We start from the raw sequence: 15,216 nt of genomic DNA, 5'->3' as shown, positions 1-15,216 counted from the left end.
TTTAGCTAATTTTCATCGTATGGCTCTTAAGAAAAAGGAAGAAAAAGATACTTATATATGGGTAATCGGTACCCTCGCAACACTGATTATTATAGGGTTTTGGTTTCTTACATACTTCAGCCTAAGAAATATGCCAGCCGAAGAACGGGGAACGTTTGGGGATATGTTTGGGAGCGTTAATGCTATCTTCTCTGGATTAGCACTGGCAGGGATAATTTTTACTATTCTTCTTCAAAGGAAAGAACTAATTCTACAGAGAAACGAGCTAAGAGAAACTAGAAAAGAGTTTAAAACCCAGAACTTTACATTAAAACTTCAACGCTTTGAAAATACATTCTTCAATCTTTTATCACTCCACCATCAAATTGTTGATGCAATAGACTTAGAGATAAGTAGAGAAAAGAGGACCAGTGCAAGGACATTAGGTCAGACAATTGCAAGTCCTACCCAATATGAAAGTATTACCCTTAAAGGCAGAGACGTTTTTAAGAAAAAATATGAAGAACTTCGGCAATGTATAGAAAAAAATATCGAGTCTGATTTCAACTCTATATATCTTGAATTATATAAGGAAGCTCAAACTGATTTTGGTCATTACTTCAGAAATCTCTATAGAATTATAAAATTAGTTAAAGAGACAGAATTTCATTCTTATCCAGAATTGGAATTAAATCCAGATAATCACTATGATAATGAGTCTTATCATGTAGAAAATTATATTACTCGTTATAGATATACATCTATGATCCGAGCACAGCTTTCAGATTATGAGCTGCTTTGGATCTTTTATAATTGTTTAAGTGAAAATGGTGAAGAAAAGTTTAAGCCTCTGGTTGAAGAATTCACATTACTTAAAAATTTGCCTTGGGAGATGCTACATGATCCAGATTGGAGGGATGAGTATAATTCAAAGGCCTTTGATAATTAACATCAGACTGTACTAAAACAAGAAAGCTCAAGCACCACCTGCCTGAGCTTTTATTTTTCACTCAATCGTATCCCCACTCTGCCTGAACCTGATCTTCCGGAGAAACTCGTGCAGGAACAGGAGCTGCTTTTGCTCTTCCTCCCAGAGCGTAAACTCATCTGAGGCATATTTTACACAGATGGTTTCCATCTGCACCAGCGTGGCCTGAAGGTCGGAGACATCGGGTATGGCTTTTAGTAGCTCAATGAGCGCGCCTAACACAGCCTCTGTTATCTGAGGCTCGTTGCGGATGATCAGTTCTTCCTGACCATCCGTTACTCTTCTGGAAATGCTCATGGCTTAGGCGCTTTTAAACTCCTGCATGCTAGCGAACATATCCTTTATATCAAAGAGGAAGGCCAGGGCGTTTTTCAGCTCCGTGGAGTCGGCTTCCTGGCTATCGAAGTAGAGGCTTACGAAGCGGATCAGCTTTTCGAGCTGGTCGTTTAGCTGGGCGGGTTTATCGTGGCAGCGCTCGTGCAGGTAGTTGAGGTAGGGCTGTATGTTTATGTAGCGGTTGGTGTGCTGGTTGAGCACCAGGTGCGGCGGCTGGTTAGTGGTTGGCATAGAGCGGCAGGTTAGAGATGAACGATTTGTGCTGCTTTTTGGCAGGCAGGTGCCACACCCCCACCGGGGCCAGTTTCTTTTTAGCAGTATTTTGCATACTTTTAAGGCTTAGTTGTTTGACAATGTATTTTGTTGAACTGGCTCGGATGCTCGTAACATCCGGGCCTTTTTATTTTAATAGCTTCGTTACGGAATCTTCGTCTTTTGCAGGTTCTACAAACTCGAACTGCAACTGGCGGTTGTTGGCCAGCCACTGCTCAAAGGTGAGGTCTTTAATGCCGTTCAGTCTTTCGCTTTCCTGCTTTAGGGAGTACTGCGTGTTGCGGAACTTGGCCCGCACCTCCTGCACCTTATCGAGCTGCTGTTGCATGGCCGCCTGCTTCTGCTCCAGGAACTCGGTGTGGTCGGAGAAGTTCTGGTACAAGATGTCGTAGCAGAGCCTCTTGTACCTACGAACAGCATCTTGCGCCTCGACTTTTACATTTTTTGAGTTAATGGAGAATAGCCAACCGAAGACATAGCGATAAGGTATGCAGAACATTTCGTAGTTCTTTCCATCAGCTCCAGTTGCCACGCTCAGGGTGGCAACTGAACCAAGAATTTCATCACCTTGAATCTTCCTTTTTTGCGAATCTTCATCAATTCCGAAGGCTTTACAGATTGGCCTTATCGGCACAAGTTTCTGACCGTTTTCAATTACCACTATATCGACCTTGTTGATGTTGGCAATAATTTTTGTTTGCGCTATCATTTTGTTTCATTTTGTTACAAAGTGTAACAAAGTAGAATAAATAATTATTAATTACCAAATGTTATTTTAAATATCTTTTGTTTCTGTTTGTTTCTATATTTGTCTATGAAGAAAGTATTAATAGAAATTTCGGATGAGGCACACACTGAATTATTAAAGATTCAGGCTGATAGGAAGATTAATAAAAAGGAAAGAGCCACTTTAAGAGATGTAGCCAGTGATGTTTTAGAGGAGTGTTTACTAGGTAAAAAGGGAGCTAAAGAAGAAAACCCCGGCAAGTAATGCTGGGGTTTAAATTATTCTAATGAAAATGGCCTTCCAGAGGTTTTATAGCTTTAGCAAGCTATGGAGGGATTTATATAAATGTATAAAAAAGGATAGACATGGAAATAAGACTTCACTTATCTGACATTAGCACAGAAAAATATATACACCCAGAAATAGAAGACGAAGCAACTCTATTTGAAAAGATTGGAATTGATGAGTCTCATCCAGGTGTAAAGGCTCTTAGAGTTGGAGACAATTTTACTTTAGAGAATAAAAATTATGAGATCAAAGAAATAGAAGTGTTTTTAGGTTCCGCTGTAGCTCCACATGATAAAGCAGATGTAAGAGTAGGTATCAGAATTTTATCTATCTCATAAAGAAATAAAATATTGGCGTCTGATGATCAGATTAATACAATGCTGAGGTTTAAATTATTCTAATGAAAATGACCTTCCGAAGGTTTTAGAGCTTCACAGATTAAAGAGCAGCCTGGCATTAGCGTTAAATTCAACCAATTTACTATATAGTGTATTGTTTATTCAGTTACGGTCGTCTGTAGAAGACGATAATAGACCGTATGTTTATTACTTTTAGCCGCTAGTTAGCTGTATTTATATAAATTATGTTCAAGCAATTTATCAAGGAATTCTATATACAATTTATTATTAGTTGCATTTGGGCAACATATAAAGTATCAACCAATGATGAATCACAAAACGATTTGACTGATTTCATAACAAATTTTTCCACCAGTTTTTTTTTACTGAGCTGGTTTTTAGGACAATTTGTTAGAATCAGTAAAACGCAAAAAGTAGATTCGAGCTTTGATAAAGTTTTGAGAAGTCTTGAAAATATTGTAAAAGACTTGGAAACCACTGGTCAGGTTATAAATCAAAACCTTCAGAAAACTGGAGTGGAACTGATGAATAAGCTGCTGGGTAAAGACAGCTTTGTTTATATGACAATTGGAAGCATCAATGCCAGTAAGGAAGAAGGAGATATAGTGTTTATAGTTAAAGGCGAAAGTCCTGTTTATGAAGTTGGAGGAGATTTTATTGACTTAAATAGTTACTGGACTACTAATATAAGGCACAAATTCCATTTGGGAAATCATCCTCCGAATGTTGCAATTCAATATAAGCGGATAAAGTTAGATAAAGAAAATGGAGTTAATATAAATACATTCTTCACATCTCGCGGCGGCCTATTCAATCAAGGCCTTAAAATGCGATTCGCTAATGACAAGTGGTATACAGCGACACAAGTTGGTTCTGATAAAGTATTATATTTCCAAATAGACTCAGGCTTTCCAATTCATGAGAATGATACAGAAATAAAAAGTTGGATTGAAATGAATGAAAAAATGACTGCAACTAACAACAATGTGTAAGCGGCAGCTATGGCCGATGTCCTTGCCGCCGCTTACACGAGTCCGTTATCCTTGCAACTTCCAAAGTGAAAAATGTAAAAGCCCAGCTGCAGTCAGAATGAAAAGTACCCACACCCACCAGTAACTTTGGCTTTTCTCCTCTAAGTTTCCTACATCTTTCTGCTTTACATTCCCCACATCCTGCTGTTGCCCGGCTTTTTTACCAACGTCCACATTGCCTACGTCTTTCTGTTTTACCTCCGAATTGCCTACATTCTTGTACTTTGTTTTTCCGGTTTTAGCGGCTGGCTGCGTGAGCAGGGCCTGCGTTTCGTTCAGGGGCGTAAGCCAAATGCCCAATTTTGCCAGCTGGGCACTGGCTTCGGGAGCCAGGTGCAGGCTATCCACGGTAATGACCGAGGTTTGGGTTTGCAAATTCCGGTTGCAGGCCAGCAGCAACAACAGGAGCACAAGGCTCAGGAGGGGCTTTTTCATTAGATTAATTTGCCTGTAGTTCTTTTTCGTCTTCGGCAGGCACCTTGCCTGTTTCTTTAAATGAGAGCAGCTTGGAGCTGATCCAATGCGGGAGTATGCCCTTGCCGATTTTGTTCAGGTTCTCCTCAATAGAGATGGCTTCGCAGGCGAGCATGTAGAAATAGCAAAGCCCCTTGATGAAGGGCACCACCAGGATCACCACCCGGTTTGGCTCCCCATCCACCATGTGGCTGGCGATGCCATGCACGATGATCAGCCCGATGGCATACTGGGCGATCTTCTCCCAAACTGAGCGCATCCTGAAGGAGTGGATGTTCCGGAGCTTAAGGCTCACATAGAAACCCGACATGGTGTCGAGGATCACGGCAATGACCAGGAACACCACAAAATTCCAGTCCGAGAAGATGTATTTGTTCACCAGCTCCTCCACGGTGGCCAGGAAGGGCGTGAGCATGAATAGGGCGATAGAGAGGCGCATGGCTTAGCTGAAGTAAAGGTCAGACTCCGCTTTTCTTCTCCGCACCAGGCCCGGCAGCTCCCGGCCACCCCCGTTTTTCCACTTGGCGAACTCAGCGGCAATGCTGCGGTCGGCGGGGTTGGCGTTTACTTTTTTGAGCAGCGTGCTTTTCTTCAGGTTCGCTTCGCCGCAGTTAAACGTGAAGCTCACCAGGGCGCTGAACTGGTTCAGGGTCAGGGGGGCGGTCACCGCCTTGCGCACCTGCTCCTCGAACCGTGGAAGAATGGTTTTAAACAGGTCCTCTGCCTGTTTCTTACTGATCCTGTCGCCCTTCTTCACGCGGGTGCCGTCCTCGTAAAAGGTGCAGCCCCAGCCGATGGTCCAGATACCGGCCGGGCACAGGTAAGCTTCGAGTCGGCAGCTCTCAAACTCATGGATGAGGGCCAGGCCGGGAGGGTTTGTCTTTAGGTGCTTGTTCATTTTAGTATGGCCACACAGGGGCTTGTTTAACAGGTTTCAAGGGCTTGCGGAGCTTCTGCTTCTTGAGCATGGTTTTCTGTGGCTCAGGGCAGCGAACGCCCATCAGCCGTGGGTTGCAGCCACCAAACAGCAACAGCAGGCAGAGCAGGTAGATAAATCTCATAAGGGGCTTAGATAAAGGCGAATACTTTAGTATTTGGCTGGTTGCGGAACACGACCTGCGTCGCATCAGGGGCCGTGTAGCGATCGCTCCCGAAGTAGATGGCGTATTTCTCGGCGGAGGCATGCTTGTTGAGGTAGTCGCGGAGCTTGTTCAGGAAGGTGTTGCCGTCGGTGTAAGCCTGCTCTATTTTCTTTAGCAGCAGTTTCTCGTTGTCGGTTTCGGCTCCCTGGCTGGAGTCATCCACCAGTTCCTCCAGGTTAAGGGAGATAGTGTCTCCGGAGAACTTGAAGCTGCGCTCGGCAATGGCCTTGGCCGCCACCAGGTGCGCCACGGCAGGGCGGATGTAGCGCTCCAGCAAAAGTTGGTTCTCCTCGCTCACCTGGCCAGCCTTCAGCTCGCTGCGGAGCTGGTAGAAAAACTCCTCCCCCAGCACCGGTTCCAGAGCGAACGGCTCCACCTTCCGGATGATCGACTGGAGGCTCAAATAAGTAAGCCGGGAGTCGTTTATGTTGTAGTGCTGGCTGAACTCTCGAGCAGAATTGACGAAGAAATCGCGAGTGACAACTACGGCGGAATTTCCTGCCAATTCCGTGATATTTTCATCATTTTTATACTCCTCCAGGAATTCCAGCACCGCCTCCAGCCCATTGTAGCCTTTGGTGACCAGGTTGAGCTTGAGCTCGCGCACCTGATAGCGATAAGCCGACTTGTCGCTTTTGGTGATGGCACCGGCCGAGATCTGCACCTGGCTCAGGGCCATGTAGCTCACCATGGCCAGGTTGGCCAGGGCGTATTGCACCAGGTGCAAAAGCTCCTGCTGCTTTTCGGTGAGGGTGCCGGCGTTGTATTTTTCATGCAGCCCCTGGTAGAGCTCCGGCCCCAGGTGCCGTTTTATCAGGTCGCGCTCCACGAGCAGAATATCGGCCATGATGGCGTCCAGCCTGTCGATGCTCTTGTTCACGCTCACGTGGGCGCGGAACTCCTCTGTTGTTTTGATTAAAGCCATGGTATAGGTTGTGTTAGGCGGTTTCCTGCTGCACCTGTTTGCCTTTGTCGAGCGTCATGATCAGCGGGTTCTGGAAGCGAAACTGCAGCTCAGGGTCCCAGCCGTTATAGTCACGGATCAGGTTAAGCGGCTCCAGCACCAAATCCTGCTCAAAGCGGGAGGTGGAGACGAAATTGTTGAAGGCCACGCGGGCATCGGAGCCGGAGCCTGCGCCCATTCCCTTGCCCGGCGAGACACCGCGCAGGGTAGGAGCCACGCCCACGGCCGTATAGATGTAGGAGGCCGCCTCCTGCGAATCCTCGATGTAGATGCCGTCCTTGATCTTGTCATCGATGGCCGTCACTTTGAAGGCCGGGATATCCTCGCCGGTGTTCGGGTTGCGAACGGTAGTGGCGATAATGGACTTGCCAGCGCCCTCGGTACCGGCCATCACAGAGTTGAAGAAGTCCAGCTCCTCTGCTATAATCTTCTGGCGCTCCTCCACCGGCTTGGCGCTCCAGTCGCCGTATTTCCACTCCCAGTAGGCATAATGCACCTCAATGAGGTACTTCACGCTCAGCTGGTTTTTGAACAGTTGTTTCTTAAACTCCGGAATAGCCTTGGCCACATCGAGCCAGCCTGTTTTGCGCACGGCGTTCCAGCTGGCCAGCTGGTACTCGGCCTTGCCCGGCGAGGGCACATTGATGGGATAGATGTACTTGAAATCGTCGGTTCTGGCCCGCAGGCTCTCCACCGGGTCGAAGTATGGGTCGATCACCGACACCCGGGTGGTGTATTCGTCAGTGATGTTGGCCCCGTTGTCCCAGTTGGCGTTGATGTAGCAGTAGTTGATCACGCCGTTTGTCTTGGGCTTGGAGAAGCGGCAGAACACCGCATCCTGCGCCGTGAGCATCACGATCTTCTTGCGATTCTTGCTCAGGATAAATTCCGGAAAAGCATTGGCGAAAAAGGAAATGTCCGTGAGCGCCTCCAGGGCATAGCGGTTGATGTTGGAGCGTTTCAGGAACTCCTCCACCTCCGGCATCCGCTTCCGGATAAACTTCTCGTTGCCCTGGTCATCCAGCTCCACGTAGCCATACACCACGCCGGAGCCGTACCAGGCCTTGGCCTTCCAGGTCAGCGTGTCGGAGAGCACCTCGCTCTTCTCCACGTCCTTCATCACGTTTTGCGGGAAAAGGTTATCCTCCCCCCAGGAGGCGATCTCGTCGCCCATGGCTTTTACCACCGGCGTGGTGGCAGCGGCTCCAGGCGCATCGGCTCCTTTGGCCGAGCTGGTGCCTCTAAAGCTAGCGTTCAGCTTGATGATGGCTCCGGCCCCTGATGGGGTATAAGCGAATGTGCCTTCTTTGTTTACAACTACACGCATCAGATAATCACTTTCATTCCGTTGAATTGAATGATGAGCCAGATGCTGCACTTCCGGATCTGCCCACTGGGTACCACCATCAGGTTGCGAGTGTAGTTCTCGTAGTGGTGCGGGTTCTTGGGGCTTTCAGAAGCCTTTGCCTGGTGCGGTTGCCCTTTTGCTTTGGCTGCTTTTCTAGGAAGAGAGGAAGTTTTAAAACAACGCGGCAGCTCCACGATCTGGCCACCTGCGCCTGTGCGTTTGTTGCACTTCACGTACCGGATAGAGAACGGCTCCGTGGCCGTCTCCATCAGCTCCAACACTTCCTTCAGCCTTATAATCTGCTTGCTCATCAAGAGCGAATTTCAGCAGTTGGAGGGAGGGGAAAAAAGACAAGAAAACTGAAGGGTATTTGAAAGTCGTTTACAATACTGAAAAATCAGTATTGTAAACGACTTTCAAATACCCTTCCTTGGTAGCTCCATTCACAGGATTCACCAATATATAACGCAATGCAAAATAATGTTCTTGATCAACATACCAACTAAAATCACTTTGACATGAAGAAGAAACTATATTATTTATTGTTAGCTGTCGTGCCGTTAACTCAATCATGTACTAGTCAGAAGGCCCTTTACAGCAGTTACAATTATGAAAAAATGGATAAGGAATATCAGGAGAGAATAATAGATGTAATTAAATTAGATTCATCACTTTCTGAACCAACTGTTGTTCAGCCGGTCACAGGATCTTCTTTTCCAGTAAACCTTCAACTAGAACTCGTCAAAATATTTGATCCTACCAACAATAGATGCAATTGTGGCGGGCAATTCATAAAAAAGTTAAAAAAGATTAAATTAGATAATACTGATGGAACCGGTTTTATTCCAAAAATAGTGCAGAACAATGTAAAAGCTGTAGATGCCTTTGCATTAAGTAAATCAGGTGGTACAGTTTTGGCTCATAGTTTTACTTTTACAAATTCTGCCGGCAAGGAGTCTAAAATTATATATGCAAGAGATGCCCCTACAAGAATAAATTTTTCTGAAGCAAATTACTTGATGAGTGGCGAAGGTGAGTACGATTCTTTTATTTATAATCTAGATTGTTCAGGATACATTTCTGCAGCAGTTAGTGCTTCTGGTGGAATTAATTCTGCCTCTATTGAATCTGCAGCCAAAAGCGCAACTACTGTGAATAATTCTATGATGGTTGTCGGAGGGGTTATGGCTTCCCCTTTATATCAAGCCTATAAGGGAGAAGGGGAGTTTGGAATGACTGATAAACAGGCACTTACAAAAAGAATTAATGTATTAAATGCAATACTTAATGAAATCCCAACACATGAGAGAATAGATTCTAATAAAATAAATCTTATTCCCAATTATGAGGTTATCCTTGCTTCAAATAAGGGAGAATCAAGCTTTAATGGCGAGGGGAAAATTACTTCATCAGCTGGAGCGACAGTAGGTGTTGCTAGTTTTACTTCTGACGTTTCAACAGGGGGGGCAATTAATAGAAAATCTAGTTATAAAAATTACAATACTTACATAACCGGAACATCTATTGGCAAACTTACTGATATTATTACTGTAAAGTCTCTAAAAGATTTAGTATCATCCTTAACGACATCTTTAGCGAAATTGTAGTTAGTATATTTATTTGATTCATTTAAGATGAATTGTAGAAAATTTCAATTTCTTTCCTCGGTAAAACCCAGTCTCAAGTTTTTTTTGCAAAAACCGCGTTTCCGGCTCGCATTCTGTATTTTTAGCCCTCCAACACTATTTCCCAGTCTCAAAATGCCTGTTCTCACCCCGACGGTGCACTGACGCGACGCGGCAATTGCCACGGCTTTCCTCGGTGATATATGAATGGAAATAAAAAAGCCGCAGCTGGTAGGCTGCGGCTTTCGGCTTTGGCTAAAAGTCGATTGTTATGCGGAGAGCAGGATGAAGTCCGAGAAGTCCAGCAACGGGTTGACGATGTGCTTGTCGATCGATAGGAAGTGCAGGTCCACCGTGTCGGTGAAGTGGGTGGCCTCCTGCCCCGGTACCGTGAGCTTCTTCTCACTGCTCTTGTCTTTCATGATCTCCCCATTGCGGCCCTGCTTCACAGGTGCCAGGCTCATGGCCGTGAGGATATCCTTGCAATTGTCTTTGTTAAAGCGGATGGCAGGCATCCTGGTATCTTTCTCCCCAAGCAACTCATGTGCCAGGTGGTAGCGCGTCTGGTGCGCCGGCACCCTGCCCATGTTCACCACCTTCACGTCCCAGCGTGCCTGGCGCAGGCGTTGGGCAAACTGCTCGTTGTAGGTCATGTCTGAGTCAGGCCTGCGGGCATTGCCCCACTCACTATCCTGAATAAAGATAAACTCCTTCTTCAGGTGATAGGCATAATACACAATGAACTGATCTGCCAGGTCATTGATCAGTTTCGGGTGCTTCACATACATCCCCTTCAGGAATCGGTACTGGCCTGGGTGCTGTTGGGCCAAAGATAGCACCGATATCTTGGAGCCCCAGTCCACGGCTCCCCGGATCGGCATGGAGCTCACACAGTCGGAATCCATACGGGAGTCCTTCTGCGAGAGCTTCTTTAAATTAAAGTCCAGCCCGATCAGGTAGTCGTTGTTGTTGCAGTCCTCGGCATGTCGCTTATGGAGCATCGGGTAAAAGCCCTCCTCCACAGTGCCAGGCCTGCGGTTGAGCACCTCAGTCAGAAATACAAAATCCGTCAGCTCCAGGCGCTGTTGCTCCAGGTATTTAAGGCCCAGGTTGGTGATGTTGTCAAAGGCGTTTGCCTCCGAGTACAGCAGGCCTTTTTCATCCGGGGTGAAGCGGATCTGCTTGCTCACCTCCTGCATGTCCAGCCAGAGCTGTTTTCTAAACTCGCGGTCCCTGGAATCAATAAACTTGAGCTGCAGGTCGGTGATTTCCTTCTGGAGGGAGAGCAGGTCGTACCTGTCGAGGATATAGTTTCCTGCCTCCACCAGCCACCGCCCCTGGTCGCCGTACGGCATCGAGGAGAAGTGAAAAACGCCGTGGTGCAGCGGGTTCTTGCCAAAATAGCGCCTGTTGCCCCGGTTACCGGCTGAAACCTCCTTGTCAAAGCGCTCTTTGTTCAACAGCAACGATTCGTCACAAATAATTCCATCCAGGTTATTTCCCCTGGCGCTGGAGCCGTTGGCGTCCTGGGTCACCAGCTGGATGCAGGCCCCGGTGTAAAAGTAAATGGCGTACTGGTCATCCAGCGGCGGCTCGTACGGCAGTGGCCACCGGTATTTGGCCGGTGGCTTTTTGCCCACAAAGTAGTGCTTGTCCTTTATATAGCCGATCCGCTCGAGCGAGGCGATCGTGGAGGGCAGCGTCACGGCCAGGATCTGCTTGTAAGTCGATCCCACCAGCACCCACTTGCTGCGTGGCATGGTCTGCACGATCAGGTGGATGAGCCAGGCGATCAGCGAGGACTTGCCGGTGGCACGGCCCCAGAGGGAGATGGCGGAGGCGATTTTAGAGACGATGAAGCGCAGCTGAGGCCTGTTGAACTTCAGTTGCCTGAAATCCTGGCTTTTACTCATCTTCGTCCTCCCGCTCAGGCTCCTCAATGATGTTGTCCAGGATATTGTCGATCAGCTCATCGCCCAGGCCGGTTGACTCCACGGCATCGACCAGCTCCTCGTACTCGTGCTCCGGAAGCTGCGCAATTTTGGAGGTGTCTAGCGTCAGCGGCTCTTTCCCGACCCCGGCTGAAATCTGGATCAGGTACGTGTGCGCCTGCAGCAGCTCGGCATCGAAGGCAGAGGTATCTTCTGAATTCAGGCCTTTGAGCATGGCCATGTTCTTGATGGCCGTGTTCATCTGCTTCAGATCCGGTGGCTTCTGGGAAGCTGCCAGCTGGAATACCTTCATGGAGTACTCGTAGAGGATGTGGCGCAGGCCCTGCTTACTGGTCTGCGTCACGTCCCCGAAAAGCTTGGTGGCGTTGGTGAGCATGCGGTAGGCCGTGGCCCTGCTCAGGTCAAAGCGGCTCATTAAAAGCGGTACCGACTGCTCAAAGGAGTGGTAGTTGACCAGCAGGGACCAAGCCGCCTCTATCTGGCTGCGCTTGGTCATTTCTACTTCCGTCAGGCCAGCCTCCGCCTCCTCATCCAGGTAGGAGTCGTAGAGCCGGTCCAGGAGCGTTTCCCTGCTCTTGTCTACCTTAGTTTTTGTTATGGAATTGATCAAGTTCTGACTCATGGAGCAGGGTGCCGTTACGTTTCACTGAATAGGGGAGGTTGTTGTCTTTCATGTACTGCACCCAGCGCCTCACTTCCACATCCACGTAGCGCGGATCCAGCTCGGTACCACGGCACTGGCGCTGGAGCTGCTCGCAGGCGATGATCTGGCTGCCGGAGCCCAGGAAACCGTCAAACACGACGTCACGGCGCTGGGTGCTGTTCTCCAGCAGGTAGCAGAGGATCTCCACTGGCTTCATGGTCGGATGGTCAGCATTGCGGCTCGGCCGGTTGAACTCCAGTACGGTGCTCTGCTTGCGGTCCGAGTACCACTTGTGGGCTGCTCCCTCTTTCCAGCCATACAGGATCGGCTCATGCTGCCAGTGGTAGTCCTGGCGGCCCATCACGATCGACTGCTTCACCCAGATCAGGCACTGGGCAAGTTTTAAAGAGGCATCTTTTAATGCCTGGCGGAAGTTGGCGCCTTCCGAATCAGCGTGAAACACGTAGATCGGGCCTCCCGCCTCCAGGTAAGCGTAGCAGTTAGTGTAGAAGTCATAGAGGAACTGGTAAAAGTCCGAGTCCGTCATTGAGTCGTTCTCGATCTTAAGTTTCTCTTTGGTAGCGCCTTCGTAGTTCACATTGTAGGGCGGATCGGTGATAATGGCGTTAGCCAGCTTGCCCTGCAGCGCCCTGGCCACCACATCGGCATCCAGCGAGGAGCCGCACACGATCACGTGCCTAAGGTGCTTGAACTCGCTCTCCAGCTCATACACATCGCCCAGCACGGAGATCGGCTCCTTGGGAGGCTCGGGGTTAAATTCCTGCTCCTCCTCCGGATTAAGTTCCTTCAGCACCGAGTCGGGCATCTTGAAGTCGTCCACGTTGAGGCCCAGCGCTCCCAGGTCGATGTCACCGAAGACAGCGTCCAGTATATCCAGGTCCCACATGCCGATGCTCACATTCGAGCGGATGTTGTATTCCTTCAGCTCCAGTTCGGTGAGCATGCGGTTGGGGCAGCGCACGTCAATAAGCTCCTCGCCCCGCTCCAGGAGCATCAGTACCGTCAGGCGCTGGTGCCCGGCAATCACGGTGTCGTCCTGGTTAATTACCGGTATCTCCACCAGGTTAAACTTCTCGATGCTCTCAATCAGGCGTTGCTTCTGGGTCTCGGTCAGGATCCTGGGGTTATGCTCATAGGGCACCAAGTCGGCGACCTTGCGCTTCACGGTGGTCCATTCCAACTGCGCGGTTTCGTTCGTCATTTTTTTATTAGTGTGGTAAGTCGTTGTATTTCTTTCTCGGTGGCCTCCAGTTCTGCGGCCCTCTCCGGGTTTTTCCGGAGCTTTGACCTGGTGCTGCGCAGGTTGTTGCGCCGTTGGATCAGGCTGGTCAGGTCACTCTCGTCCACTTCAGGTTTGCCTTTTCCCTCCGGGAGCGAGCCGTGCTCGAGCACGTGGGCCCGGAGCTGCTGCAGCTTTTTGAGCTGGGCCGAGAGCTCATGGATCCGGAGGGCCAGCTGGAGGCGATCAGCATCCGTGATCCGGGTGGAGTCCAGCTGCGAGTGGGCAAGGGTGCGCTCATCGAAGAGCGGGCGGAGCTGTGCCATGATCTGCTCCAGCAACTTCGGATCGGCCGGAATATTCTCCTTCGGTTTTGGGGAATGTTCCGGAGCGGATTTGCGTGGGCTGGGTGCTTTGGCGGTTTTAGGTTCCGGCTCAGCTGGTACCAGCTCCTGGAGGGACTCCAGCAACTTCTCCCTGTTGAAGGAGGAAGGCCCTGAGGCAAACATGCGCTTGCGCACTCCGCTGGAGCCATACTTCTCATAGAGCGCCACCCCATCAGCATAGTCCTGCCCAGAGTTCAGCCAGTTCTTTATTTCCTCCACCATGGATCAAATTTCACCAGGCGATGGCTCTGAAAAAAAGACACAAAAAAAGCCCTGGCCAGTGACCAGGGCTTTAGTATATGCAACAAAAAGTACTCAATTCATCTTTCTTGGCACCGGCTTGGGCTTTCGCACCAGGTACGGGAAATTGCCTGCGGCCACATACTCATTCGCCTTCTCCAGCGTGATGGTCCGCAGGTCGATCTCTCCGAACCGGGGGTGCACGATGCGCGTGTGGTGCGTGCCCAGCCTGTACTTGCGGGCCACCCGCTTATCAAGCTTCACCGGCTTCATGCTGTTATACTACCGGAGCAGCGTCACGCTTCAGGGCGATGGCTCCCTCGTAGTAAAGCACACCTGACTGGTAGCCGGTCACTTTGAAGGTATAGCCTCTGCGGCCTCCGGATAGCTTAGCCAGCGAGAAGTCGCTTGGAATGCTCATGCCCAGACCCTTGGTGCCGAACTGCAGCGTCACGCCGTCCTGGGTTTTCACCAGGATGATGCAGGAGCTGTTGCGGATCCAGCGGGCGAACTCGGCCGCCTCCTTCTTCACGCCTGGGTGGAAGAACTCAAACTCCACCTTGCCGCCGTAGCCGTCGATCTCACCCACGGTGGTGATCTTCGGCTCAGCGGAGTCCTGGGTGGCGTAGCACTCCACGAAACCTTCGCCTTCCTTAAACTCGTGATCACCGTCGATGGTCACGCTGTCGCCAGGCTCTGTGGTGGTCTTCACGCCTTTCAGCCCGTTAGGGGCGAAAGCGCGCATGGGGGCGATATACACCTCCTCGGTGATACCGGCCGGGTTATCCTCGCCCGCAGGGGGCAGTAAATCTAAAAAATCCATACCTAAGCCTCCTTATTTAGACGGTTCCACATAAGCCACCAGCAGGCCGGACTTCTTCTCGATCAACAGGTCGATCAGGTTTTTGTCCTTCGCCAGCTCATCGGCCTTCACATCCTCACCCGTAACAGGGTGCTGAAACTTGGCGGCCAGCACCTGGTACTTTTTCTTCTTGCTGTCCTGAACGACAGGAAGCGCTCTGCCTTTCTGTGCCTCGGCCAGTGCCAGGCGCTCGTTCTGCTCATCGATCAGGGCAGCCTGCTCCTCCTTCTCAGAGTTAGACTTTGCAAGCTCTGCCTTCAGCTGAGCGATTTGCTCCTCGGCAGTCAATTGTTTTTCAGCCATCGCTGTATCTTTTAAGTTTTTGCTTATTTTAAATAAACTCGGGAGGCGCTCGACCT

22 protein-coding genes are annotated in these 15,216 nt (G+C 49.4%); 5 read left to right on the top strand and 17 right to left on the bottom strand.

What is annotated here, in order from left to right; all coding sequences use genetic code 11:
• Positions 1-19: 19 nt before the first annotated feature.
• Positions 20-928 (top strand): putative phage abortive infection protein, encoded by a 909-nt coding sequence (locus FJM74_RS04245; RefSeq protein WP_187261328.1) that lies wholly within the window; start codon positions 20-22, stop codon positions 926-928.
• 57 nt (positions 929-985) lie between these two features.
• Here FJM74_RS04245 and FJM74_RS04240 read toward each other — a convergent pair whose 3' ends face one another.
• The 3 genes from FJM74_RS04240 to FJM74_RS04230 form a co-directional block, all read right to left on the bottom strand.
• Positions 986-1,264 carry a hypothetical protein gene (locus tag FJM74_RS04240; protein WP_187261327.1) on the bottom strand — a complete coding sequence of 93 codons (279 nt, stop codon included), beginning with the start codon at positions 1,262-1,264 and terminating at the stop codon, positions 986-988.
• Between the two features lie 3 nt (positions 1,265-1,267).
• The gene (locus FJM74_RS04235; protein WP_187261326.1) at positions 1,268-1,534 is read right to left on the bottom strand and encodes a hypothetical protein; all 267 of its coding nucleotides are present in this window, start codon (positions 1,532-1,534) and stop codon (positions 1,268-1,270) included.
• A gap of 169 nt (positions 1,535-1,703) precedes the next feature.
• Positions 1,704-2,285, bottom strand: a complete 582-nt coding sequence (locus tag FJM74_RS04230) for a phage antirepressor N-terminal domain-containing protein (protein ID WP_187261325.1) — start codon at positions 2,283-2,285, stop codon at positions 1,704-1,706.
• A 105-nt stretch (positions 2,286-2,390) separates the two neighbouring features.
• Between FJM74_RS04230 and FJM74_RS04225 the strand changes: the two genes are divergently transcribed.
• The 3 genes from FJM74_RS04225 (at position 2,391) to FJM74_RS04215 (ending at position 3,942) form a co-directional block, all read left to right on the top strand.
• Positions 2,391-2,567 (top strand): hypothetical protein, encoded by a 177-nt coding sequence (locus FJM74_RS04225; RefSeq protein ID WP_187261324.1) that lies wholly within the window; start codon positions 2,391-2,393, stop codon positions 2,565-2,567.
• Between the two features lie 101 nt (positions 2,568-2,668).
• Positions 2,669-2,929: a hypothetical protein gene (locus FJM74_RS04220; RefSeq protein WP_187261323.1), complete on the top strand. Its 261-nt coding sequence runs from the start codon at positions 2,669-2,671 to the stop codon at positions 2,927-2,929.
• Positions 2,930-3,174: 245 nt separating this feature from the next.
• Positions 3,175-3,942 (top strand): hypothetical protein, encoded by a 768-nt coding sequence (locus FJM74_RS04215; RefSeq protein ID WP_187261322.1) that lies wholly within the window; start codon positions 3,175-3,177, stop codon positions 3,940-3,942.
• Between the two features lie 45 nt (positions 3,943-3,987).
• Here the strand turns inward: FJM74_RS04215 and FJM74_RS04210 are convergent, their stop codons facing one another.
• From FJM74_RS04210 to FJM74_RS04180, 7 genes are read right to left on the bottom strand one after another with little or no spacing between them, the layout of a single operon-like run.
• Positions 3,988-4,416 (bottom strand): hypothetical protein, encoded by a 429-nt coding sequence (locus FJM74_RS04210; protein WP_187261321.1) that lies wholly within the window; start codon positions 4,414-4,416, stop codon positions 3,988-3,990.
• 4 nt (positions 4,417-4,420) lie between these two features.
• Complete coding sequence (locus FJM74_RS04205; protein ID WP_187261320.1) at positions 4,421-4,894, bottom strand: phage holin family protein; 474 nt, start codon at positions 4,892-4,894, stop codon at positions 4,421-4,423.
• 3 nt (positions 4,895-4,897) lie between these two features.
• A complete protein-coding gene (locus FJM74_RS04200) occupies positions 4,898-5,353 on the bottom strand; it encodes a lysozyme (protein ID WP_187261319.1) in 456 nt (151 codons plus the stop codon).
• A 1-nt stretch (position 5,354) separates the two neighbouring features.
• The gene (locus FJM74_RS04195) at positions 5,355-5,516 is read right to left on the bottom strand and encodes a hypothetical protein (protein ID WP_187261318.1); all 162 of its coding nucleotides are present in this window, start codon (positions 5,514-5,516) and stop codon (positions 5,355-5,357) included.
• Between the two features lie 7 nt (positions 5,517-5,523).
• On the bottom strand, positions 5,524-6,522 hold the full coding sequence (locus tag FJM74_RS04190; RefSeq protein WP_187261317.1) for a DUF6712 family protein: 999 nt from the start codon (positions 6,520-6,522) through the stop codon (positions 5,524-5,526).
• A gap of 13 nt (positions 6,523-6,535) precedes the next feature.
• Positions 6,536-7,888, bottom strand: a complete 1,353-nt coding sequence (locus tag FJM74_RS04185; RefSeq protein ID WP_187261316.1) for a hypothetical protein — start codon at positions 7,886-7,888, stop codon at positions 6,536-6,538.
• Complete coding sequence (locus FJM74_RS04180) at positions 7,888-8,220, bottom strand: hypothetical protein (RefSeq protein ID WP_187261315.1); 333 nt, start codon at positions 8,218-8,220, stop codon at positions 7,888-7,890. Before FJM74_RS04180 ends, FJM74_RS04185 begins: the two co-directional genes overlap by 1 nt.
• A 207-nt stretch (positions 8,221-8,427) precedes the next feature.
• Between FJM74_RS04180 and FJM74_RS04175 the strand changes: the two genes are divergently transcribed.
• Complete coding sequence (locus tag FJM74_RS04175; RefSeq protein WP_187261314.1) at positions 8,428-9,516, top strand: hypothetical protein; 1,089 nt, start codon at positions 8,428-8,430, stop codon at positions 9,514-9,516.
• Between the two features lie 287 nt (positions 9,517-9,803).
• Here the strand turns inward: FJM74_RS04175 and FJM74_RS04170 are convergent, their stop codons facing one another.
• The 7 genes from FJM74_RS04170 to FJM74_RS04140 all read right to left on the bottom strand — a co-directional run bounded on the left by FJM74_RS04170 (position 9,804) and on the right by FJM74_RS04140 (position 15,160).
• Entirely contained in the window at positions 9,804-11,447 is a 1,644-nt protein-coding gene (locus FJM74_RS04170) for a hypothetical protein (protein ID WP_187261313.1), read from the bottom strand.
• Entirely contained in the window at positions 11,440-12,108 is a 669-nt protein-coding gene (locus FJM74_RS04165; RefSeq protein WP_187261312.1) for a hypothetical protein, read from the bottom strand. Before FJM74_RS04165 ends, FJM74_RS04170 begins: the two co-directional genes overlap by 8 nt.
• Complete coding sequence (locus FJM74_RS04160; RefSeq protein WP_187261311.1) at positions 12,071-13,351, bottom strand: DNA modification methylase; 1,281 nt, start codon at positions 13,349-13,351, stop codon at positions 12,071-12,073. The genes FJM74_RS04165 and FJM74_RS04160 overlap by 38 nt, the downstream gene beginning before the upstream one ends.
• Positions 13,348-13,977 carry a hypothetical protein gene (locus FJM74_RS04155; protein WP_187261310.1) on the bottom strand — a complete coding sequence of 210 codons (630 nt, stop codon included), beginning with the start codon at positions 13,975-13,977 and terminating at the stop codon, positions 13,348-13,350. Before FJM74_RS04155 ends, FJM74_RS04160 begins: the two co-directional genes overlap by 4 nt.
• Before the next feature lie 93 nt (positions 13,978-14,070).
• Positions 14,071-14,268: a hypothetical protein gene (locus FJM74_RS04150; protein WP_187261309.1), complete on the bottom strand. Its 198-nt coding sequence runs from the start codon at positions 14,266-14,268 to the stop codon at positions 14,071-14,073.
• Between the two features lie 4 nt (positions 14,269-14,272).
• Positions 14,273-14,818, bottom strand: a complete 546-nt coding sequence (locus FJM74_RS04145) for a hypothetical protein (RefSeq protein ID WP_187261308.1) — start codon at positions 14,816-14,818, stop codon at positions 14,273-14,275.
• A 12-nt stretch (positions 14,819-14,830) separates the two neighbouring features.
• Positions 14,831-15,160, bottom strand: a complete 330-nt coding sequence (locus FJM74_RS04140) for a hypothetical protein (protein WP_187261307.1) — start codon at positions 15,158-15,160, stop codon at positions 14,831-14,833.
• Between the last annotated feature and the right edge of the window lie 56 nt (positions 15,161-15,216).

The organism is Pontibacter beigongshangensis (assembly GCF_014332515.1).
Lineage (GTDB): Bacteria > Bacteroidota > Bacteroidia > Cytophagales > Hymenobacteraceae > Pontibacter > Pontibacter beigongshangensis.
This window is presented reverse-complemented; position numbering and strand designations above follow the sequence as displayed.

Bases quoted from the DNA above. Each gene is read 5' to 3' on its own strand.
- FJM74_RS04245 (WP_187261328.1), top strand. From the start codon at position 20: ATGGCTCTTAAGAAAAAGGAAGAAAAAGATACTTATATATGGGTAATC.
- FJM74_RS04240 (WP_187261327.1), bottom strand. From the start codon at position 1,264: ATGAGCATTTCCAGAAGAGTAACGGATGGTCAGGAAGAACTGATCATC.
- FJM74_RS04235 (WP_187261326.1), bottom strand. From the start codon at position 1,534: ATGCCAACCACTAACCAGCCGCCGCACCTGGTGCTCAACCAGCACACC.
- FJM74_RS04230 (WP_187261325.1), bottom strand. From the start codon at position 2,285: ATGATAGCGCAAACAAAAATTATTGCCAACATCAACAAGGTCGATATA.
- FJM74_RS04225 (WP_187261324.1), top strand. From the start codon at position 2,391: ATGAAGAAAGTATTAATAGAAATTTCGGATGAGGCACACACTGAATTA.
- FJM74_RS04220 (WP_187261323.1), top strand. From the start codon at position 2,669: ATGGAAATAAGACTTCACTTATCTGACATTAGCACAGAAAAATATATA.
- FJM74_RS04215 (WP_187261322.1), top strand. From the start codon at position 3,175: ATGTTCAAGCAATTTATCAAGGAATTCTATATACAATTTATTATTAGT.
- FJM74_RS04210 (WP_187261321.1), bottom strand. From the start codon at position 4,416: ATGAAAAAGCCCCTCCTGAGCCTTGTGCTCCTGTTGTTGCTGCTGGCC.
- FJM74_RS04205 (WP_187261320.1), bottom strand. From the start codon at position 4,894: ATGCGCCTCTCTATCGCCCTATTCATGCTCACGCCCTTCCTGGCCACC.
- FJM74_RS04200 (WP_187261319.1), bottom strand. From the start codon at position 5,353: ATGAACAAGCACCTAAAGACAAACCCTCCCGGCCTGGCCCTCATCCAT.
- FJM74_RS04195 (WP_187261318.1), bottom strand. From the start codon at position 5,516: ATGAGATTTATCTACCTGCTCTGCCTGCTGTTGCTGTTTGGTGGCTGC.
- FJM74_RS04190 (WP_187261317.1), bottom strand. From the start codon at position 6,522: ATGGCTTTAATCAAAACAACAGAGGAGTTCCGCGCCCACGTGAGCGTG.
- FJM74_RS04185 (WP_187261316.1), bottom strand. From the start codon at position 7,888: ATGCGTGTAGTTGTAAACAAAGAAGGCACATTCGCTTATACCCCATCA.
- FJM74_RS04180 (WP_187261315.1), bottom strand. From the start codon at position 8,220: ATGAGCAAGCAGATTATAAGGCTGAAGGAAGTGTTGGAGCTGATGGAG.
- FJM74_RS04175 (WP_187261314.1), top strand. From the start codon at position 8,428: ATGAAGAAGAAACTATATTATTTATTGTTAGCTGTCGTGCCGTTAACT.
- FJM74_RS04170 (WP_187261313.1), bottom strand. From the start codon at position 11,447: ATGAGTAAAAGCCAGGATTTCAGGCAACTGAAGTTCAACAGGCCTCAG.
- FJM74_RS04165 (WP_187261312.1), bottom strand. From the start codon at position 12,108: ATGAGTCAGAACTTGATCAATTCCATAACAAAAACTAAGGTAGACAAG.
- FJM74_RS04160 (WP_187261311.1), bottom strand. From the start codon at position 13,351: ATGACGAACGAAACCGCGCAGTTGGAATGGACCACCGTGAAGCGCAAG.
- FJM74_RS04155 (WP_187261310.1), bottom strand. From the start codon at position 13,977: ATGGTGGAGGAAATAAAGAACTGGCTGAACTCTGGGCAGGACTATGCT.
- FJM74_RS04150 (WP_187261309.1), bottom strand. From the start codon at position 14,268: ATGAAGCCGGTGAAGCTTGATAAGCGGGTGGCCCGCAAGTACAGGCTG.
- FJM74_RS04145 (WP_187261308.1), bottom strand. From the start codon at position 14,818: ATGGATTTTTTAGATTTACTGCCCCCTGCGGGCGAGGATAACCCGGCC.
- FJM74_RS04140 (WP_187261307.1), bottom strand. From the start codon at position 15,160: ATGGCTGAAAAACAATTGACTGCCGAGGAGCAAATCGCTCAGCTGAAG.